The sequence below is a fragment of the Paenibacillus sp. FSL F4-0122 genome, from assembly GCF_038002845.1.
GTDB lineage: Bacteria > Bacillota > Bacilli > Paenibacillales > Paenibacillaceae > Paenibacillus_AQ > Paenibacillus_AQ odorifer.
In genome coordinates, this window is the sequence record NZ_JBBODI010000001.1 from 2,035,213 (window position 1) to 2,055,676 (window position 20,464).

18 protein-coding genes are annotated in these 20,464 nt (G+C 42.0%); 11 read left to right on the forward strand and 7 right to left on the reverse strand.

What is annotated here, in order from left to right:
• The first annotated feature begins 1 nt into the window (after position 1).
• Positions 2 to 1,318, forward strand: coding sequence for a glycosyltransferase family 2 protein (locus MHH49_RS08595; protein ID WP_341138099.1), 1,317 nt, complete (start codon positions 2 to 4; stop codon positions 1,316 to 1,318).
• On the opposite strand, the gene MHH49_RS08600 is transcribed toward MHH49_RS08595, so the two are convergent.
• The gene (locus tag MHH49_RS08600; protein WP_076141424.1) at positions 1,304 to 2,404 is read right to left on the reverse strand and encodes a threonine aldolase family protein; all 1,101 of its coding nucleotides are present in this window, start codon (positions 2,402 to 2,404) and stop codon (positions 1,304 to 1,306) included. The genes MHH49_RS08595 and MHH49_RS08600 overlap by 15 nt on opposite strands.
• Before the next feature lie 157 nt (positions 2,405 to 2,561).
• On the opposite strand from MHH49_RS08600, the gene udk reads away from it, so the two are divergent.
• From udk to MHH49_RS08620, 4 genes are all read left to right on the forward strand, one after another.
• On the forward strand, positions 2,562 to 3,188 hold the full coding sequence (udk, locus tag MHH49_RS08605; RefSeq protein WP_036687251.1) for a uridine kinase: 627 nt from the start codon (positions 2,562 to 2,564) through the stop codon (positions 3,186 to 3,188).
• A gap of 146 nt (positions 3,189 to 3,334) precedes the next feature.
• Positions 3,335 to 4,927, forward strand: coding sequence for a spore germination protein (locus MHH49_RS08610; protein WP_341138100.1), 1,593 nt, complete (start codon positions 3,335 to 3,337; stop codon positions 4,925 to 4,927).
• A gap of 48 nt (positions 4,928 to 4,975) precedes the next feature.
• Entirely contained in the window at positions 4,976 to 6,088 is a 1,113-nt protein-coding gene (locus tag MHH49_RS08615) for a GerAB/ArcD/ProY family transporter (RefSeq protein ID WP_341138101.1), read from the forward strand.
• 50 nt (positions 6,089 to 6,138) lie between these two features.
• On the forward strand, positions 6,139 to 7,338 hold the full coding sequence (locus tag MHH49_RS08620) for a Ger(x)C family spore germination protein (protein WP_076107318.1): 1,200 nt from the start codon (positions 6,139 to 6,141) through the stop codon (positions 7,336 to 7,338).
• 440 nt (positions 7,339 to 7,778) lie between these two features.
• Here the strand turns inward: MHH49_RS08620 and MHH49_RS31160 are convergent, their stop codons facing one another.
• The 5 genes from MHH49_RS31160 to MHH49_RS08640 all read right to left on the reverse strand — a co-directional run bounded on the left by MHH49_RS31160 (position 7,779) and on the right by MHH49_RS08640 (position 12,553).
• Positions 7,779 to 8,093, reverse strand: a complete 315-nt coding sequence (locus tag MHH49_RS31160) for an ArsR/SmtB family transcription factor (RefSeq protein WP_080742665.1) — start codon at positions 8,091 to 8,093, stop codon at positions 7,779 to 7,781.
• A 49-nt stretch (positions 8,094 to 8,142) separates the two neighbouring features.
• A complete protein-coding gene (locus tag MHH49_RS08625; protein WP_076107316.1) occupies positions 8,143 to 9,174 on the reverse strand; it encodes a LacI family DNA-binding transcriptional regulator in 1,032 nt (343 codons plus the stop codon).
• Positions 9,175 to 9,338: 164 nt separating this feature from the next.
• A complete protein-coding gene (locus MHH49_RS08630) occupies positions 9,339 to 10,172 on the reverse strand; it encodes a carbohydrate ABC transporter permease (RefSeq protein WP_036687243.1) in 834 nt (277 codons plus the stop codon).
• Positions 10,172 to 11,014 (reverse strand): carbohydrate ABC transporter permease, encoded by an 843-nt coding sequence (locus MHH49_RS08635; protein WP_036687240.1) that lies wholly within the window; start codon positions 11,012 to 11,014, stop codon positions 10,172 to 10,174. The genes MHH49_RS08630 and MHH49_RS08635 overlap by 1 nt, the downstream gene beginning before the upstream one ends.
• Before the next feature lie 156 nt (positions 11,015 to 11,170).
• Complete coding sequence (locus tag MHH49_RS08640; RefSeq protein WP_036687237.1) at positions 11,171 to 12,553, reverse strand: ABC transporter substrate-binding protein; 1,383 nt, start codon at positions 12,551 to 12,553, stop codon at positions 11,171 to 11,173.
• 333 nt (positions 12,554 to 12,886) lie between these two features.
• Between MHH49_RS08640 and MHH49_RS08645 the strand changes: the two genes are divergently transcribed.
• From MHH49_RS08645 to MHH49_RS08655, 3 genes are all read left to right on the forward strand, one after another.
• Complete coding sequence (locus MHH49_RS08645) at positions 12,887 to 13,537, forward strand: N-formylglutamate amidohydrolase (RefSeq protein ID WP_076101130.1); 651 nt, start codon at positions 12,887 to 12,889, stop codon at positions 13,535 to 13,537.
• Between the two features lie 67 nt (positions 13,538 to 13,604).
• Positions 13,605 to 14,651 (forward strand): hypothetical protein, encoded by a 1,047-nt coding sequence (locus MHH49_RS08650; RefSeq protein ID WP_341138102.1) that lies wholly within the window; start codon positions 13,605 to 13,607, stop codon positions 14,649 to 14,651.
• A 14-nt stretch (positions 14,652 to 14,665) separates the two neighbouring features.
• The gene (locus MHH49_RS08655; RefSeq protein WP_038568200.1) at positions 14,666 to 16,015 is read left to right on the forward strand and encodes a bifunctional folylpolyglutamate synthase/dihydrofolate synthase; all 1,350 of its coding nucleotides are present in this window, start codon (positions 14,666 to 14,668) and stop codon (positions 16,013 to 16,015) included.
• Here the strand turns inward: MHH49_RS08655 and MHH49_RS08660 are convergent.
• Positions 16,010 to 16,807: an ATP-grasp domain-containing protein gene (locus tag MHH49_RS08660; RefSeq protein ID WP_341138103.1), complete on the reverse strand. Its 798-nt coding sequence runs from the start codon at positions 16,805 to 16,807 to the stop codon at positions 16,010 to 16,012. The genes MHH49_RS08655 and MHH49_RS08660 overlap by 6 nt on opposite strands.
• A 363-nt stretch (positions 16,808 to 17,170) precedes the next feature.
• Between MHH49_RS08660 and MHH49_RS08665 the strand changes: the two genes are divergently transcribed.
• Genes MHH49_RS08665 through MHH49_RS08675 form a run of 3 tightly spaced genes read left to right on the forward strand, consistent with a single transcriptional unit; the run spans position 17,171 to position 20,377 of the window.
• On the forward strand, positions 17,171 to 18,064 hold the full coding sequence (locus tag MHH49_RS08665) for a carbohydrate ABC transporter permease (RefSeq protein WP_036687229.1): 894 nt from the start codon (positions 17,171 to 17,173) through the stop codon (positions 18,062 to 18,064).
• Complete coding sequence (locus tag MHH49_RS08670) at positions 18,061 to 18,939, forward strand: carbohydrate ABC transporter permease (RefSeq protein ID WP_339812585.1); 879 nt, start codon at positions 18,061 to 18,063, stop codon at positions 18,937 to 18,939. The genes MHH49_RS08665 and MHH49_RS08670 overlap by 4 nt, the downstream gene beginning before the upstream one ends.
• A 52-nt stretch (positions 18,940 to 18,991) precedes the next feature.
• Entirely contained in the window at positions 18,992 to 20,377 is a 1,386-nt protein-coding gene (locus MHH49_RS08675; protein WP_076141426.1) for an ABC transporter substrate-binding protein, read from the forward strand.
• The last annotated feature ends 87 nt before the right edge of the window (positions 20,378 to 20,464 follow it).

The following is a 20,464-nucleotide window of genomic DNA, read 5'->3' on the forward strand; positions in this document are numbered from 1 at the left end:
AATGGATCATAGCGAGGTTTTGCAGCAAGCCTGTTACGTCTTTTTAAATGACCTAAATGATGAAATAAACCATTCACCCACCATCCAAATAGATGATACAGAACTATTGCAAAGATGCCGCCAGATCATAGATCAAGAACAAAATGTACAAATCAAACCTTATCTGGAAACCTTATCTGAGGTTATTCATGCTTATCTCACGGGGAGGGCTTCAGAGGATACCTTGAAATTCTATTTATCTGAACAATTCAGCATTGTTGCCAGCGATATCGCAGGTTTAATTCAGGGGTTGGTTAAAATGGAAAGCCGCATTTCGGATACGGAAATTTCCTATCCAACGGTCCAGTCCTTAGCCGATTCCCCCAAGATCAGTGTCATTATCACTACCTATAATAGAAAAGCATTCCTATACCAAGCGATCCAAAGTATCTTAATGCAGGACTATCCCAATAAAGAGATTACAGTGATTGATGATTGTTCTACAGATGGCACGGAAGAGTTAATGCAGCAACACTTTGGGGTGGAGCCACGGGTCATTTACATGCGCAATGCTACCAATAGCGGACCTGGAAATAATCGCCGAAAAGCTTTCGCTGCACATGGTGATGGGGAATATGTTCTTTTTCTCGATGATGATGATTATCTGATCGACATGAATTATTTCAGTAAAGCGGTCCGCTTCCATCTCCTTCATCCCGAAATTTCATTTGTAGCTGCGAATGTGTTCCTGGAGTATTCCAAAGCCAAACAACTAAAAATCTCCAATCTGCAGCTTAGCAGCATTATTAAGAAACGCGATTATTTCATGAATTTTGAGAAAAAAGGATATCCAAAACCCGCCTCTACTTTAACTACTGTTTTTAAACGAGAGGCCTTAATGGCTATGGATATCCTAGATATGAATATGGTCAACGATGCTTCCATCTATTTGCGTTCCCTGCTGGTAGGTGATGCGGGCTTCATTGATGTGATTGCCGGCGTGTACAGAATACACGGGAACAATATCACCTTTAATCTGAGCCAAGGATTCTTAATTGAGAATCTGGAAGAAAAGAAACTCATTAAGAATATGGCCGTGCAGAAATATGGATATAACGCACAGGAAATGACGGAATGGTTCAACCATAATGCTTACGATACGATCTCATACTATTTATTAAATTCTGCAAAAGATGCTACAGACTTTAAATTCATGTACCATTGGGCGCTTAACCATTGCCCGCTGATCTACAATCAATTAAAAAATGAGTTTCGCATGAAGCTTATTAAAAAACAATTATTACGAATCTCCTTACTCCGTACGCTACTCGGCAGATGATTCGCTCATTAGCTTATCGAGCAGCAGAAAAAACTCTCTAAGCTTTTCTTTTGGGATGTCGGCATACTTGTCTCCAATGCTGATCTCACAATAAGAAGTATGTTCCCCGGTAGCTCTTATACCCGCGCTTAAACCGATTCCTGTCGCCTCATACACCGCTGACAGGATCGGTTCAATTTGTTCCTTAGACATTTGAAAATGCATGTGAAACATATTGGAGACAGGTTGAGCGGGCAGAGTGGTTACGTCGTGACATTGATTAACCCAAGCAGCAAGCTCCTTCGCGCCTTCATAATACTGCTGCATCCTGCCCTCTCTTTGCCGGAAATAATAATCAGAAGAAATGATGTACGGATATAAGCTGATTAAGTCTCCACCATGCCGCCGTTTCCATATCTTTGATTGCTTCGTAAAGTCTTCGCTGCCTGCAAGAATTGCCCCGGCGATTCCTCCAATTCCTTTATAAAAGGATATATACACACTATCAAAGAGTGCAGAGATTTCAGCTGCTGACTTCCCGTAATACGGAAGAATCTCAAATAATCTCGCCCCATCCAAATGCAATTTAATGCCGCGTGCACGGCAATGAGCAGAAATAGCTTCAAGCTCCGTGTACTCTGGCAGCTGACCACCAATCTCGCGCTGGGGTAATTCCAGCAACAGACAAGCGATATCGTCCTTTAGATTCGCCACATCCTCCAAAGTGATTAATCGGTCCTTATCCGCAAGCAAGATAGGCTCAATATGATGTAATTCCTTCATGCCATCCTGCTCATGAATCTCCAAGTGGCATAAGGGATGATAGGCTACTTTTTTCACCTCTTTTTCATCGCACCAGATTCTTAAAGCGATTTGCTGCGCCATCGTTCCGCTCGGAAAGAAAACTGCGGTTTCTTTGCCCAGGATATTCGCCATTTTCGTCTGGAAATCTTCAATCACTTCGCCCGTTCCATAGATATCAGATGCCATACTGTTCTCTACGGCTGCCAAGGCTTCCTTCAACACTTGCACATCTCTATTTCCATTCCCTGCGATTCGATAGGCCGTTTCATTAAAAGCCTCTTGTACTGATTTTTTTCCGTTCATTCGTTGAATAACCCCTTCCGGATTTGCCTTGTCCCTAATATAGACGAATTTCCAAAAATCCCATCTTAATTTTACCCGATCTAAGGTGAAAAAACATGAGCGCTGTGCTACAATATTGGAATTGCAACGGCAATCTTAGGGAGGGTTATTGAATCACATGCTCATTATTGGTATCGCCGGCGGCACCGGCTCGGGAAAAACAACCGTAGCCCGCTCCGTCATTGACCGTCTTGGAACGGGAAAGGTAACTTTCATATCTCAAGATAACTACTATAAGGATCACTCACATCTCAGCTTTGCTGAACGTGAATCCATTAATTACGATCATCCTTTCGCTTTCGATAACGAGCTGCTCATTGAGCATCTTAAATCTCTGCGCGAAGAACAGACCGCATTCGCTCCCGTGTACGACTTTACAGTCCATGCCCGCTCCACTACAGAGACGGTAGAGCTGAAGCCAAACAATATTGTAATCATTGAGGGACTCCACGTCCTTTCTGACGAGAATCTCCGTGAAATGCTCGACATCAAGGTATTCGTAGATGCCGATCCTGATGTACGTATTCTCCGCCGGGTCCTTAGAGATATTGAAGAACGTGGACGGAGCATCCAGTCGATCCATCATCAATATTTGAGTACAGTTAAACCCATGCATGAAGCGTTTATCGAGCCATCCAAAAAATACGCTGACCTGATCATCCCTGAAGGTGGCCATAATGAGGTTGGTATTCAGTTGTTGTCTATCCTAACGGAGAAGCATCTATATAACGATTGGACGTCTTAAAGTCTTAATTAAGCGCTTCTAGCTAGCCGCAGAGAATCTCTCTGCGGCTTTTTTGGTGTGTATGAACCCATCCATGGTTTAGAATAATCCCCCCTCATTATGGTAATAGCTATATTTACAGCACCAGCGGAAGAGGGATAACAACAATGGGATTTCTGAACAGAACAATAACAAAAGTTTTTAAGAACCCTTCATTAGGGCACCCCAACCCCACTAAAGAATTACCTAAGGAACCTATTAAAGAAAAACTTCAAGATAATATTCAATATATAAAAACAACACTCGGCAATAGTACAGATCTTGTGATTAGAGAATTCTTTATTGGTTCCAAACACCAGATTAAAGCAGCTATTTTCTATACAGATGGATTGGCGGATAGTAAAGCTATTCAGGATTTCATTCTGGAATCCCTAATCTTAGAACTTCCAGATCCAAATCTTGATACACAAACAGCCAACTATCAATTATTAAAAGATCACATGCTCACTGTAGGGGATATTAAAGATGCGACGGCGTTCAATTCTTTATTCACCTCTCTATTATCCGGAGATGTGATCCTCTTACTCAATGGATATACCAAAGGGTTCACCATAGGCATGCGTGACTGGAAAGACCGTGGCGTAACGGAAAGTGCCACTGAAACGGTGATTCGTGGACCAAAGGAAGCCTTCACAGAGAGCTTACGCACGAATACCGCATTAATCCGGCGGAAAATAAAAGACCCCAATCTTTGGTTAGAAACACAGCAAATTGGACGTGTAACACAGACAGACGTAGCCCTCATGTACATCAATGGCATTGTTAGTGATGAGATTCTGCAAGAAGTACACTCACGTTTAGATCGGATCGACATTGACGGTATCCTGGAAAGTGGCTATATCGAAGAATTAATCGAGGATGAAACCTATACCCCATTTCCAACCATCCATCATACGGAACGTCCTGACGTTATAGCTGCTGCTCTTATGGAAGGAAAAGTAGCCATATTAGTAGATGGGACTCCTATAGTAATGACGGTCCCTACCTTGTTCGTTTCCTTCATGCAGACAGCGGAAGATTATTATCAACGTGCCGATGTCAGCACCTTAGTACGGATGCTTAGATACTTCAGTATTTTTATTTCACTACTAGCCCCATCTTTGTATGTAGCTATTACTACCTTTCATCAGGAGATGCTGCCCACAACCCTGCTGATCAGTCTAGCCGCACAACGGGAGGGCGTACCGCTTCCAGCCTTTATTGAAGCACTCTTAATGGAGCTTGCCTTCGAGATTATAAGGGAAGCAAGTGTACGAATGCCTCAAACCATAGCCCAATCTGTATCCATTGTAGGCACCCTGGTGATTGGGACTGCGGCAGTTGATGCCGGCATTGTTTCTGCTGCCATGCTTATTGTCGTCGCTATTACTGCTATCTCCAGCTTTGTGCTGCCATCCTTCGATCTTGCCCTGACCATCAGAATGCTCCGTTTCCCGATGATGTTCCTTGCTGCATCTTTTGGTTTGTTCGGAATCATCATCGGGGTTATTGCGATAGTTCTTCATATGTGCAGCTTACGTTCCTTTGGCGTTCCTTATTTGAGCCCGTTTGCTCCCTATAATCTCGCCGATCAAAAGGACACCTTTTTCCGAATGCCGCATTGGGCTATGTTTACCCGCCCTAGGCTAATCAATAAAAAAAATATCGTTCGGGAAAAGAGCACACCACCGGAAAAACCGGGAGATCTCACAGAGGAATAGCCCCTGAAACCTTGACCTATGAAGTGATAAATTGGAGTGAACAAAGCCATGCTCGAAAAAGGTAAAATAAGTACTCGCCAGCTTACCATACTGGTTATGTTCCTTACGATCGGGGACTCCATTCTCGTAATCCCCCCTTCCACTACACACTACGCCAGACAAAATGCCTGGATTTCCGCATTAATTGGCATGATCGTAGGTCTACTAGCCATCTATATGTACAGCAAGTTCGCAAAGTTGTACCCCAAACTAACGCTTATTGAGGCGATTCAAAAGGCTTTTGGAAAATGGATTGGGACTATTCTATCGCTTTTGACCTTAATGTATTTTCTTATCGTCACCGTTGGAAGCATGCGAGAACTCAGTGAGTTCGTTACATCCGAAATATTACCGAGAACCCCTATTCCGGCTGTTTTAATCTTATTCATGGTGATCGTGATTATGGCTACACGACTAGGTATTGAAGTCATAGGACGAGCTGGAGAGATCTTTACACCTATGATTATTATCCTATTTCTGATTCTGACGGTCGCAATTATTCCTCAGATGGAGATTGTCCGATTACTGCCCATATTGGAGGATGGCATAAAACCAGTGGTGAGAGGGTCTATTTCCATTACGGCTTACACCTTTTTAGAACCGGTTGTTTTTCTAATGTTTCTCCCTTATGTACACCAACAACAAAAGATAACCAAAGGCTTATTACAGGGCTGTTTCTTAGGCGGTATTATTATCTTCCTGACAATCACTATTTCCATATTAGTGCTGGGTCCGGATCTGACAACCAGGGATATCTATCCCAGTTATAACATTGCAAGGCGCATATCCGTTGGTGGTTTCTTCGAGCGGGTGGAAGCCATGATAGCACTACTTTGGATGTTAACCTTGTTTATAGAAGTTACCTTATACTTCTATGCTTTCGTTCTGGGGTTGTCTCAATTATTCAAACTAAAAGAGTACCGAGTGCTAACTCTACCCACAGGATTAATTTTGGTTACACTAGCACCTCTTATTGCGCCAAATTACACCTATTACAACAAAGTATTCGATAATTATTGGGTGTACTATGTTATAACCTTCGGGTTATTTCTACCCTTGGTGTTGTTAGGTGTGGGGATGTTTCGAAGGGCACTGAGCAAAGGCTTAAAATCTAGAAGCTAAAGATGGGCTGGGAGTCATGAATACCGAAAGATCTAACGGAGGATTAAACCATGAAACGAAGATCGCTTCTGATTTGTGTTCTTATTCTCATGCAAATATTTGTAACAGGTTGCTGGAGCCGCCGAGAATTAAATGATCTTGCGATTGCTGTAGGAATAGGTATCGATAAAATTGGAGATCAATATCAAGTTTCTGCACAAGTGGTCTTACCCAGTCAAATCGCTGGCTCAAAGGGAGGCTCTCCTCAGGCACCAGTCAACCTTTACAAAGCGACGGGGCATACCGTATATGAAGCCCTTAGGAAAATCACAACCGTTAGTCCACGTAAAATTTATATCTCTCATTTACGAATCCTAGTCCTTGGCGAGGATTTGGCTAAAGAGGGAATTAGTGATGTTCTTGATTTCATGTCAAGAGATACCGATACGCGAAATGATTATTTTATAGTGGTAGCAAAGGATGCAAAGGCAGAAGATGCGTTGAAAATATTAACCAGTCTTGAAAAGATTCCTGCCGTGCGATTGTTTTTCAGTCTGGAAAGCTCGGAGAAAAATTGGGCACCTACATCTACTGTGACATTAGGAACACTAATTACAGAACTTGTGAGTAGGGGTAAGAATCCAGTCTTAACAGGTGTTGTCATCGAGGGGAGTCTAGATGTAGGAGAAACTCCGAATAATGTTGAAACGGTAGACTCTCCAACAGAATTGAAATACTCCGGATTGGCCGTATTCAAGGAGGACAAATTGATTGGTTGGCTAAATCCTGAGGAATCAAAAGTGTATAACTATTTAACCAATAAAGTTGAGAGCACTGTTTTCTATATCCAATGTCCCGAAGGTAAAAAGGTTTCGCTTGATGTATTTGAAGCCCGTTCCAAAATGAAAGGCAGCATCCATAGTGACAAACCAGAAGTCAGTATTGAGCAACATATAGAATCAGATATAGGAGAGGTTCAGTGTAGAAATCTAGAACTGACAGACACAAAAACTATCACCGAATTAGAACAAATCGCCAATAAAAAAGTCCAAAATTTATTTAAAACTACTATTAAAAAGGTACAGAATGAATACAAAAGCGATATTTTTGGATTCGGCGAAATCATCCATCGTTCTAACCCGCAGGCGTGGAAGAAACTGCGAAACAATTGGGATGAGACCTTTGTTAACCTTCCAATAAGCGTAAAGATGGATATTAAGATTCGCCTGTTAGGGAAAGTGACTAACTCTTTCCTAGAAGAGACGAAGTGATGAATTGGAGTGAACAAAACCATGTATAACATCGCAAGGCGCATATCTGTAGGTGGAATCTTTAGGTATCGAGTGTTAACCTATTACTACACTTGGTTTTGTTAAGCGCAGTAATGTTCAGAAGAGCACTGAGCAAAGACTTAATATCTCGAAACTAGATGGTTTGGGAGGTTGTGAATATTGGGTATAGTAGTGATTCTCATAGTTGTAGCCATTATAGCAGCCATTGAAGTTCCCTGATGTGGAGGAAAAAATTAATCAAGGAGATGTGGATTTTCTCATTTCTTCTGTTGCTGGGAACTTTCTTCAGTCTTATTAATGCGTTACATATTTCGTTCTCTAACCCACTGGGATGGATGATATTTATCTATAAACCCGTCTCGGATATGGTAAATGCCTGGTTATCCTAAAATGGGACTGAACCATTCCCTTGAGATGGCTTAGTCCCCATGATTAAACGACGTTGCCAAATCAGCAAGCGCCCTAAAGTTTGTTGCTAGCCGTTCACGCGCCAGCCAGTAATAGACTTCCTGGCCTCTCTTTTTATGGTCAACAATGCGGGCATCCCGTAGGATTTTGAGATGATGTGAAATCGCTGGCCTGCTTATTTCGAATTCACCTGCAATTTCCCCAACATTCAGCCGACCTTTATTCCCTAATAACGTAACAATCCGAATCCGAGTAGGATCACCAAATGCGGTGAGAAACCGTGTGATGCTGTTGATATCGTTAGGTTTAATCTCTTGCGGTTCTATCTCCCCACCCCGATTCGTAAATAAACTTAAACATACTCACTTGTTGAAACTACAATAAAGACCTCGTAGATTCTCTAACTATTAATTCTGCCGGGAAAATCTGATGCGCATGATTAACCTTCTTATTGATGAGATCAAAAAGAATCTTAATCGTCGCTTCCGCAATCTCTACTACCGGCTGTTTGATGGTAGTAATAGAAGGATTATAATAGAAGGAAATATCCAATCCGTCATAACCAGCAACCGAGTAATCTTCCGGGACTCGCTTGCCCGCTTCAAATATCGCCTTACAGGCGCCGATAGCCATACTATCTGATAAGGTGAAAATAGCGCTGAACTCTTCTCCTAACTCTAGCAATTCTTTTGTAACCGCATACCCATTTTCCATACTGTAACTGTCGATATCTTCTTTCATCCGCCGCACTAGCCGTTCATTATAAGCGATTCCATGATCAGCTAAAGCCTTTTTATACCCTTCATATCTCAACTTACCGATACTTACATCTTCTTCTGGTGCAGTAATGACCGCGATTTTCTCATGCCCTAGATTACATAGATAGTCGACAATTTTATAACTCTCATTAAAGTCATCTACAGATACAGAGGAATAGTCGCTCAAATCAAACTCTTCCGTCATCCCAATCGTACTAAGGACAAATGGAACCGTTAATTGCTGTAATTTCTCTTGAGAGTGTGAGAATAACCCCCCTAAGAAGACAATTCCCTTCAACCGTTTTTCTTTCTCCAGCTCAATCGCCACTTCGATCTCATCTTGATTCTCATCAACTCGTTGTAGGATGAAGGAGTATTTCTTGCGTTGAATCTCTTTTTCGAACACTTTGATCATCGGGCTAAAAAATGGATTGGATATCCCTTTAATCAATACTGCAATCGTTTTCGAATCAGAACGTTTTAAATTTCTTGCACTGTTGTTCGGAACATAATGATTTTCTTTGATAACCCTCATAACCATCGCTTTTGTTTCTTCATTAATATCCGGATGATTGTTAATAGCCCTTGATACAGTAGTCACGCCAACACCGCATAATTTGGCGATGTCTATAATAGTCAGTCTCTCCATTTCTATCTATCCTTTACTTGTTAGTATCTATCAAACTCCTTAATCCTTATTCAACTTCATAGTCAAAATAAGAAAGCAGGGGATTCCTGATGGTCACCCATCAAGAAAAACACCCTACTCGCTTCTTACATGAATATTAATTTATTTAACGAGGTAGATCAAGCTTAACCCTTAACCGCACCGGCAACGACACCTTCGATGATGTACTTTTGACAAGTCAGGTAGAAAATGATGATTGGCACAATAGCTAAGACCAGCATCGCCATCATAGCTCCCATGTCAATCGATCCGTATCCACCCTTTAGGTACTGGATCGCAATAGGAATCGTTTTATATTCTGTACCAATCAGCAGGTCTGGCAATAGGAAGTCGTTCCATACCCACATTACATTAAGGATAGCTACAGTTACAGCAATAGGTTTCAGGATGGGCAATACCACTTTAAAGAAGGCCTGAGGTGGATTACAGCCATCAATCATTACCGCTTCTTCAACCTCAAGCGGGATAGACTTCACAAATCCGCTAAACATAAACACAGACAGCCCTGATCCAAACCCTAAATAGATTAAGATAATCCCAATCGGATTGTCGAGATGCAGCACGTTTGCAGTCTTAGTCATTGTGAACATAACCATTTGGAAAGGCACGATCATCGAGAATACAAACGCATAATACATCATACCTGTGAATTTGGACTTCACCCGGGTAATGTACCATGCAGTCATGGAAGTAAATAACACGATCACAGCCACCGAGCATACCGTGATAAACAAGGACATTCCGAAGGCACTGAAAAAATCAATCTTTGCTACACCACTAGTATAGTTCTTTAAACCAACAAATGTAGTCTCATTAGGGAATAAGAACGGCGTATCACTAATGTAGAACTTACCCTTGAAGGAGTTCATCAGAACAATAAAAATAGGAGATAAGAACGCAATGGCCAAGACCAACAAAATGGTGAATATGGAATAATCTTTTGCTCTAGTCTTTTGCATTAGTTCTCAACCTCCTTTCTTCTAGTAATGACAAGTTGTATTAAGGCGATTAAGGCTACTAAAGCAAAGAATACGACGGCTTTCGCTTGACCGACACCTTCCCATCCTGATTTTCCGTAGAATGTATTGTAGATGTCCAGTGCTAACATGGAGGTCTGCTTAGACGGAGCACCAGCGGTTAATGCTAAGTTCTGGTCAAACAATTTAAATGAATTGGATAAGGTTAAGAATAAACAAATAGTAATGGACGGCATTACGAGTGGAATAGTCACATTACGCAAAATCTTAGAACGTGAAGCTCCATCAATTCTTGCGGCTTCTACTATATCTTTAGGAACATTCTGAATACCTGCAACATAGATAATCATCATGTACCCTATCAATTGCCAATTCATAAGAACGATTAGTCCCCAAAATCCGTACGTTGCATCAGAGGTCAAAGTGACACCAAATTTGTACAAAATCCCATTAAAAATCAACTGCCAGATGTATCCTAATACGATACCGCCTATCAAGTTAGGCATAAAGAAGATCGTTCTAAATACGTTGGTACCTTTTAGCTTTCTAGTTAACAACATCGCCAAGATGAAGGCGAACACATTAATAGTAAGAACAGATAAAACTGTGAATTTAACGGTAAAACCTAATGCATTTAGAAACTCTTGATTCGAAAAAGCTTTAGCGTAATTGCCAAACCCTATCCATGTTGCATCATTGACTGTAGTAAACTCTGTAAAAGACAAATATATACCCAAAAGAAAAGGGATCACAAATGCAATTCCAAAGGCTATTATGGTCGGTAATGCAAAAAGAGCAAAATATTTTTTTATCGATTTTTCCATGGAGTCTTCTCCTATCTCAGTATGGAAAATGATGAAACGTAGCAAGATCCACTCAAATTGTTGCTTAGTGCCACTGAATCCCGAGGGAGCCCAGTGGCACTAAGCTTTTATCTGTATGACAACTGAGAGTTATTCAAGCATCTTTCCATGCATTTATTATTTTGCTTTTTCAGCCTTCCAAGTGTCCTTGAAGATGGTTACAACTTCATCCCAAGTTTTGTTTCCTTGAGCGTATTGCAAGAGGGCATCACCAAAGACGTTTTTGAATTCTTCACTTGGGAATGCTGCGAATGTCCAAGCTACAGAAGTAAGATCTTTTTCCATCCAAGCAGATACTTCTTTAGCAAGTGGATCTGCTGGTTTTTCGCTGTCTTCAAAGGTATTGAATGGAGCGATGAAACCTAGATCGTTAGTTACATAAGCTTTACCTTTTTCACTGGAGAACAACCATTCCAAGAAAGCGATAGAAGCTTGTTGGTTCTCAGCAGATACTTTGCTGTTGATTGCGAAATAGTTTTCTGTACCTACAGCCAGACCTTGTTTTTCTTCGCCTTCCATACCGGTGTAAACAGGCAAGAATTTGATTTCTTCAGCTTTAACTACGTTACCGTCAACATCGTTGATTTGTGACCAAGCCCAGTTACCGTTTTGAACCATTGCTGCGTTACCTAGTGCAAATTCAGCCATGGAGTCAGCTACGGATTTACTACCCAGCAAGGATTCTTTAGTTACAGAGTTCTTGATGTACAGATCGAAAATATTTTTAAATTTATCGTTGTATTTGAATTCAACTTCTTTAGAAGCTAGACCCGCAAGAACGGTGTTGTCAAACTCAGTATTGTCTTTGAATTCATAGTACAGCGGCAAGTTTGCAAGGTGAGTCTGCCATCTCCATTGCTCGCCAGCAGCGAGGGAAGTGGAGGCGAATACACCTTTAATACCCAGTTGGTCTTTTTTAGCCGTCATATCTTCTACTACTGCCTTCAAAGTATCGAAGTTATTGATCTCAGTTGTGGTGGAGATCGATACCGCTTTATCAGCCAAAGCGAAGTATTTCTTCATAATTGCGTCGTTGTAGATGATGCCGTATCCTTCAACTACGTAAGGGATACCATACACGCCTTCACCTTCAGTTACAGCCAAGCTTTTGTCGGACAGATAGCTGTAAAGCTTAGTATCTTTCAAATCCAAGGTGTAATCTTTCCAGGATTGAAAACCAACAGGTCCGTTAATTTGGAAAATAGTTGGCGCTTCAGACTTGGAGATTTCGGATTTCAATTTAGTTTCGTAAGTACCCGCAGCAGCCGTTACGACTTTTACCTTAACTCCTGTTTCTGCTTCGTAATCCTTAGCGATCTTTTCATATATTTCTGCAATCTCAGGTTTGAAGTTCAAGAAATAAACTGACCCTTTTTTACCAGATGTAGCGTTTCCATCATTGGATGCAGAATTATTTTCTTTATTCCCACATCCTGCCGCTAAGACAACAACCATAGACATTACTAACATGAGCCCTAAATATTTTTTGATATTCTTCATTCTTCTTCCCCCTCGTACTTTTTATTAGATTACTTCGCATGAAGACGTTCCGATGCTCTCAGTGAAAATTATGTCAGCGTTTTCATTTGCTTAAGTAATCCCCAGCCTACTTTTTGGTATCCTTATCGGTATCCTTATCGGTAACGTTTTCAATTGAAATATTAGCACACCGTTTTGAACTTTTCAATAGCTAATCTTTTAGAATCATTTTATGGAAAAACTGCCCACGGCAAACCTTGCAAGCGTTATAATAGATTCATCCTTATTCATGAATGGTGAATGCTTAGGACATACTAATGGTTAACGACCCATTAAATAACTATGAATAGGTGATTGCATATTTTATCTCTGATCGAACAGTATGAGCTACAATTCTCCAATAATAATTATTTTGGCGATATCGGGGTAGATCCCTCCTACTCGATTGTAGAAGGCTCCCTTCCTGTACTTGTCTCAGCTCCACATGCCATTAACCATTTTCGAGAACATGCTGTAAAACCAGCTGACATGTATACAGGCTCCCTTGCCCTCTTGTTACAAAAGCTCACAAATTGCTACTGTATTTATTCGAATAGCTTCTCCAAAGAAGACCCAAATTACATCTTAGGTGGAGAATATAAGGCTGCGCTACGAGCGCTTGTCAAAGAACATCGCATTCAGTTTGTGATCGATCTGCACGGGGCTTCCAAACTTCGGGAGTTTGATATTGACCTAGGGACACTGTACGGAACCTCTATACGAGAGAATAATTTAAATGACGTCATAGGCATCTTTAACAATAATGGTATTACCAAAGTTCGACAAAATCATACATTTTCCGCTTCCCATCCTGGAACGATTACTTCATATTGTGCTAAGGAATTGTTAGTTCAAAGTATTCAAATTGAAATTAATCGAAATTATCGTAACCCGAATGCGTTTGATTTATTCCAAAAAACCATTCATTCCCTTGAACAAATCATTAAACTATTGGGCGGTGTCTGACATTATTATCGAGCAAACCTTTACTATTCTAGACAAACAAAGCCTTCAACCTCGTGAAGAAATCACAATGAACTCTGAAGAGTTAAAGGAATTAGGTTTAGTCCAGCATATCTTCGTTGATCTTACAGCAGAGAATGGTGTGAAAGTCAGCTGTTTAATTTTATCGGCAGATGAGGTGCCAAGAGGTACAATCCAATTATCCAAGCGGGCAAAGGACAAGCTCGGGGACTGCCTCACTACAGGATTAACTATAACGAAGCCAGAATACGACACAGTTCTTCGGGGAATTCCTAAAGTGGACGAGATTGCCAAACCCTATGTAAAAGCCTGTCCAGCACTCGTCCGTAAATATACGAATCAAGTGGAACTAATCAATCCCACAAACGGCTTCCGGGTAAACCTAACTTTACGAGAAGATAGCACAGCCAAACCGAATACCCTTTACTTCAACAGATACATCATGTTATTGCTTGAAACCCATTCCGAGGGGCATGACCCATTAATCATTACTCGCGCTAGGACGCGTTCCCAACCCAAGCCATGTATACATAAACTTATCAATCAACTGATCCAACGGCCCTTAAGTGCATTAGGGAACTTTTTTATTGGCAAAAGAGAGCTCACCCTCAGAGTGGGCCATCCTTACCCTTTTGATGAGCACCAGAACTTATGCAGAATTCATCCGAATGTTAGAAAACTGCTAGGCATGGAAGAAACAGATCAGATCGTGATCTCCTATAATTCAAAACAAATCACCATCCCCATCTTAGACATCGATACGGAGCATATTGCCCAGTCGGTCAAGCTTCATGCGGATAATGAGCAGCTTAAATTTATCGACAGCCACTTATTTATCGGAATCACCGCCTTATCGCGTAACGAGTTAGAAATTCCAAGCATCGGCACATCAGTTACCGTAAAAAGAAGTATGTACTCCTTATTCCTAAAGCACTTAAACAAACTGGTCTTACCTGTTATCGCTTTGTTGTTCACCATAGTACAGCTATATAAAGATTTGAACTGGAGCATCGCTCTGACCGTCATCATTTCTCTTGTGTTACTTCCGATTATCATCTACACAACACTATCTGAGGAACGCGCCAAAATTAATTAAATGGAGGGATTTCCGTGGAATTCACTTCACAATCCCAAGTTGAAGATATGATCTACAGCTCTTATCTAAGAGCCATTAACAACATTACACAAACTTTGGATGAAGAAGTTAGAAAACCGGAGTTAACCAGAGTATTACTGGATGCAGTTGGAAGTCCGGATCGTAATCAAAAATACATACTGGTCACAGGCAGTAAAGGTAAAGGCTCCACCTCTAGATTTATCTCCTCTCTGTTAAGTCACTTGGGATATAAAGTGGGGTTATTCACCTCCCCTCACCTGGTGGATTTCAACGAAAGAATCCGGGTCAATGGGCAGGCAATAGCCACCGAAGACTTTGTACGATTAGGTAATGTAATTCGCGGGGGCTTCCACCAGATTGAGGAGCAGCTTGCTGCTGACGAATATCAAGGTCCGGTTGGGGTTGCTTTGGCTATTGCGGCTTTGTACTTTAAGGAGAAGGGTACAGATATCAATGTGATTGAATGCGGTAGAGGGGGAAGGTTTGATGACACCAATGTCCTGAGCAATGACTGGGCTGTCATTACCCCAATTATGGAAGAGCATGTAGCCCATTTGGGACCTGATCTGAACAGCATTACACTGCATAAGCTGGGGATTGTCAAAAACAACACAACAAATGTCTATGTTAGCAAACAGAAATCGGGAGTTCTTGCGATCATGAAGGACAACCTCTCCTCCAACCCTGTGCAATATTATGAAGAACAGTTTTTAGCTGAATCTATCACAACCACTTCTATCGGGACTACTTTTGATGTCCGGACGAAGCAAGCCATTTATCCATCCTTGACCCTCCCGCTATTGGGACAGTTTCAAGCGGTCAATGCTGCCAGTGCAGTGTCACTTTGTGAAGAGATTACAGGGGGACCCCTTGATCAGGAGATCGTACATCACTGTTTTGAACAATTACAATGGCCGGGGCGTTGTGAAGTTATCTATCATGACCCACTGACGATTATTGACGGAGCTATTCATAGAGATTCTGCAAGCTATCTGGCTGAACTTATTCAATTAGTGAATCCTGAGCGCAGCCGTACCGTCACATCCATCATCGGTGTCCCTAAGGATAAAGATTACACAGGGGTCCTTGAAGTCATGAGCACAGTCTCGGATCAACTAATCGTAACCAAACCCGATATAAGCCATCTGATTTTCCCTACGGATGCCCTGCTAATCGCCAAAAGTTTTCTCAAAAAAAGTTCCGAATTCCCTTGTTTAGAGGATGCTCTTACGTATCTTAAAGAACAATCACCTTCGGAGATTATTGTAATCGTGGGTACGCAAACTCTAATCGGAAATGCCAAAAGATTATTCGGGCAATCGCTGCTGAATATCGGCTTATAACTGATTCATACGCTGAAGAATAACTTCCCTGTAAAGGTCTGAGAGGCCAGGTACTTCACTTGGATTTTGCTTGCAATATTCATCTAACATCACCTTATGGTTGACCTCAATCACCATCAAGCCTTGATTTGTCTCTAAGATATCTACTGAGCAGAAATCAAGGCCCAGCGCTTTAGAGGTCCGGGAGGCAAGCTCCGCCAGCGCCTCTTGTTTGGCCTGATCTTTCACCTCAATCGTAACAGCCCCGTTAATCAAATTATGCTTCCACGAACGAACTCTTTTTTTGCCAAGGAATACACGCGCCTGATGATTAAAGGTTACAATTCTATACTCAATCTCCGCTTCATAATAAGGACCTATTGCCCCATTAAGCTGTAAAGAAAATAATAAATCCAGCTTTTCATGCAGATCGGCTATCTCATTGATTTTGTACACATGCTTTCCCTGCGCCCCGTTATCCTGCTTCATAACTACCTCCCCATTGCGCGCTTGGAAATAACACTCAGCCAATGGATAAGGATTCAAATTGCTAAATTTGGAGTCAGGATGCGGCAAATAAATATGTTCTACGGCTGGGATATTCGCCTTATGCAAAACATCATAAGTTAGAGATTTACTCATGGCAATAATCGTAGAAGCACTGTTGTTTAGTCCGATCTCAGCGTCTACCATCACAAATGATTTCACTCCATCTGTCGCTCTATATACGAAATTTGGTGTAATTTCCTCAAAGCTAATCCCTGAGGCTGTAACAGAATGCTGGATCATTTTTAAGTAAGGTCTAGTCGTCATTCAGTTTCCTCATTTCTAACAAAATATGACCAAACCTAATCATAGCATGAGAAATATCAATCAAAAAATAATAATATTGCGTTATAATAGTTAACACAATAATCTCTCAAATCTTGTTCTAGGTCCATTTTTCACAAAAATAGCAGAATACATGTTACGTTTAATGACTGATAGCGCTTTTATAGTTAAAATAAGTGTTGATTATTTAGTGATCATCCTCTATGATAAGCTTATTAAAGCGAATCAAAAAGTTAAAGCGATTAAACTTTAATATCTAGGCGCCTAGTATTATTGCTAATTAATAGTGTTAGTATGATTAAAAGTTAAAGCGCTTATACTTTTAAAACGAGAGGTTGGTGTGTCATGATCAATCGCGAGAACAGGCGGCAGACGTTCTACATGTATCTGTTCATTTCTCCTTGGATTATCGGCTTCCTAGTATTCGCCCTTTATCCTATCTTATCATCGCTTTACTTCAGCTTTACTGATTATGACATCATACACCCACCTAAATTTATCGGGCTCGCTAACTACACAGAGATGTTTCACAATGACCTGTTCTGGAAATCGGTGGTTGTCACGCTGAGATATACCTTCATCGGTGTACCTATCCAGCTTGCGCTCGGTCTTGGCTTTGCGCTATTGCTCCACCAGACCATTCCTCTGCGCGGCTTTTTCAGAACAGCAATGTATTTTCCAAGCATGGTATCCGGCGTGGCCATGTCCCTGCTTTGGTACTGGATCTTCAACCCGCAGATCGGGCTCTTCAATTACATCCTTTCCTGGTTCGGTATTCATGGACCGGCTTGGCTAATGAACCCAGACACTGCGCTATATGCCTTGATTATCATGACTTTCTGGACAGCAGGCTCAGGAATGATTTTATTCCTCGCAGGTCTGCAAGGCGTACCGGCAAGCTTGATCGAAGCCGCTAACCTTGACGGTGCTGGGCGCTTCAGAATCTTCCTGAACATTACCTTACCGATGATCTCTCCCGTGCTGCTCTTCCAACTAATTATGGGACTGATCGATTCCTTCCAAGTCTTTACCCAAGCTTTTGTCATGACTCAAGGGGGGCCGAATTACTCTACCTGGTTCTATGTCTATAATCTCTACACCAGCGCCTTCAAAGAATATCGTGCCGGTTATTCCTCAGCCTTGGCATGGGTGCTCCTTATCGTAGTTATGCTGTGCACCGCACTAATTATGAAATTGTCTAACCGTTATGTTCACTATGAAGGAGGCGGACGCAAATGAGTACAGTCAGAGCGCTAAACCCCCGGACTAAAGGAACAAAACGCCGCCGGAAAGCGGAGCCTGTTAAGATTTTCAGCTTTATTACTTTAGTAGTTACAACATTTCTGATGCTGCTTCCTTTGTTCTTCATGGTCTCCACTTCACTTAAGTCCAAACGTGAGATGCTGAAGTTCCCACCCACCTTTCTTCCGGAGAGCTGGCAGTGGAGCAATTACACAGAAATATTTGATACCCTGCAGTTCGGTACACTTTATAAAAACAGTCTGATTATCGCCGGCTTTAGTGTTGTGGGAACCTTGATTTCTTCGGCGCTAGTCGCTTATGGATTCGCCAGATTCAGAGGTACAGGTAATCAGGTGTGGTTCATCCTGCTGCTTAGCACCATGATGTTACCCTATCCAGCCATTATGATTCCGCAATTTGTACTCTTTTCGCAAATGAACTGGATCGATACCTTTTTACCCTTAATCGTGCCTGCTTTCTTCGGCTCTGCCTATAATATTTTTCTGCTGCGCCAATTCTTCTCTACATTGCCTGAAGAGCTGTTTGATGCCGGACGCATTGATGGCTGTGGCGAAATACGAATGTGGGCTACCATAGCAATCCCACTCTCCAAACCTGCACTTGCAACCGTAGCTATCTTTGCTTTTATCTACAACTGGAATGATCTGCTTACGCCAGTGCTTTACTTAAGCTCATCAGATAAGTTCACGCTACCCGTCGGGATGGCTTCTCTTACCTCATCGAGGTTCCGCATTCCACCTTGGCATCTGCTAATGGTTGCTTCGGTTCTAGCTATGGTCCCAATCGTTACGCTGTTTGCTGTAGCCCAGAAACAGTTCGTCGAAGGGATTGTACTTACAGGGATTAAGTAATAATCCGCCATAAGGCGGCCAAATATACTTGAAATCATGGAGGGTTTAGCTAATGAACAAGAACAGGAAAAGTATTGCACTTTTACTTGCAGCAACCATGCTCGTTGTTCTAGCCTTATCAGGCTGTAGCGGCGGCAAATCGGCGGGTAACGCCCTATCTGAAGGAGACGGTAGCTCTACTAATTCTGGAGGCAAAGCAGAAACGGTAACGATTACCCATTACACAATAGATTCAGAAGACCGCACATTTGTCGAAAAGTTAATCCCTGATTTCGAGAAGCAGCATCCGAATATTAAAGTGAAAGTGGAAAAAGCGCCATATGAGCAGTTCGACAGCAAGCTGCAAACGCTAATTGCCGGCGGCAAATCGCCCGACGTGACAAGTCACTGGGGGTATGGAGGTTTCGCAGAATACTACAATAAGGGTATGTTGCTCGATATGACCGACCTTATGAAAGAGGATGGTTTCAAGGCAGAGGATTACAGCATCCCAGAGAATCTGATGGGCATCTACAAGGTTAAAGATCACACTTACGGCATCCCGGTCAATATGTATGTCACCTTAATGCTCTATAACAAAGACATGTTTGATGCCGCCAAACTGACTTATCCAACAAGCGATTATGAAGATAAGAGCTGGACGTTTGAAAAAATGGTCGACGAAGCTAAACAAATGACGCTTGTATCCGATGATATTGCCAAAACTCAATATGGCGTAGACTTCACTTGGTCCGAACGCGATATGCGGCCATTATATTTTGGAGCGGAGCCTTACTCAGAAGATACATGGACTAATGGCGGCGTGCCTTCCGAGACTTATTTTGACTCCCCCGAGGTGATCGCTGCCTACAACAAGCTTTTTGATCTTGTCTTTAAGGATAAAGTCTCTCCTTCTTCCGAATGGAGCAAAAGCGTAGCTGGACAGAACGGTGATCCCTTTGTTGCTGGTAAAATCGGCATGTCTATCGGAGGCTCATGGAACCTTGCAGGCGCAAATGACTTCCCCTTCAAAATTGGCGTTGCTGCTGTCCCATGGGGAGGCAACGATAAGGTACGCAGCACCCTTTATGTCGATCCGCTGCTGATCTTGAAGGACTCCAAACATCCGAAGGAAGCTTTTGAATGGATCAAATACCTGATCACAAGCGAAGTGCAAGAGAAATCCATTGAGCTTAGTGGCGGTAACCCGCCAGTCAACACCGAAGCTGCAGAAGCTTACTATAAACATTTTGACGGTATCGATCCACAGGATATCAAAAATGTCTACGAGGGTGCTGTTAACTACGGCTTCGAATCCTATAACCACTTAATCACCAACTACTCGCAAATTAATGACATGTTCATTAATGAATTGCAGCCAGTAGAAACTGGACATAAGACGGTTGAAGAGGTGATGGCGACGATTCAGAAGAAGGTTACAGAGATCATTCAGCGATAACTGTTTGGCAGGTATACCGCCCCCTTTAGGGACGGTATACCTGCGTGAAATCATACGTTTAGCGGACAGTCTGCCAACCCTGTATAC

Bases quoted from the DNA above. Each gene is read 5' to 3' on its own strand.
- MHH49_RS08625 (WP_076107316.1), bottom strand. From the start codon at position 9,174: ATGGAGAGACTGACTATTATAGACATCGCCAAATTATGCGGTGTTGGC.
- udk (WP_036687251.1), top strand. From the start codon at position 2,562: ATGCTCATTATTGGTATCGCCGGCGGCACCGGCTCGGGAAAAACAACC.
- MHH49_RS08670 (WP_339812585.1), top strand. From the start codon at position 18,061: ATGAGTACAGTCAGAGCGCTAAACCCCCGGACTAAAGGAACAAAACGC.
- MHH49_RS08660 (WP_341138103.1), bottom strand. From the start codon at position 16,807: ATGACGACTAGACCTTACTTAAAAATGATCCAGCATTCTGTTACAGCC.
- MHH49_RS08630 (WP_036687243.1), bottom strand. From the start codon at position 10,172: ATGCAAAAGACTAGAGCAAAAGATTATTCCATATTCACCATTTTGTTG.
- MHH49_RS08675 (WP_076141426.1), top strand. From the start codon at position 18,992: ATGAACAAGAACAGGAAAAGTATTGCACTTTTACTTGCAGCAACCATG.
- MHH49_RS08610 (WP_341138100.1), top strand. From the start codon at position 3,335: ATGGGATTTCTGAACAGAACAATAACAAAAGTTTTTAAGAACCCTTCA.
- MHH49_RS08640 (WP_036687237.1), bottom strand. From the start codon at position 12,553: ATGAAGAATATCAAAAAATATTTAGGGCTCATGTTAGTAATGTCTATG.
- MHH49_RS08650 (WP_341138102.1), top strand. From the start codon at position 13,605: ATGAACTCTGAAGAGTTAAAGGAATTAGGTTTAGTCCAGCATATCTTC.
- MHH49_RS08635 (WP_036687240.1), bottom strand. From the start codon at position 11,014: ATGGAAAAATCGATAAAAAAATATTTTGCTCTTTTTGCATTACCGACC.
- MHH49_RS08620 (WP_076107318.1), top strand. From the start codon at position 6,139: ATGAAACGAAGATCGCTTCTGATTTGTGTTCTTATTCTCATGCAAATA.
- MHH49_RS08600 (WP_076141424.1), bottom strand. From the start codon at position 2,404: ATGAACGGAAAAAAATCAGTACAAGAGGCTTTTAATGAAACGGCCTAT.
- MHH49_RS08615 (WP_341138101.1), top strand. From the start codon at position 4,976: ATGCTCGAAAAAGGTAAAATAAGTACTCGCCAGCTTACCATACTGGTT.
- MHH49_RS08665 (WP_036687229.1), top strand. From the start codon at position 17,171: ATGATCAATCGCGAGAACAGGCGGCAGACGTTCTACATGTATCTGTTC.
- MHH49_RS08595 (WP_341138099.1), top strand. From the start codon at position 2: ATGGATCATAGCGAGGTTTTGCAGCAAGCCTGTTACGTCTTTTTAAAT.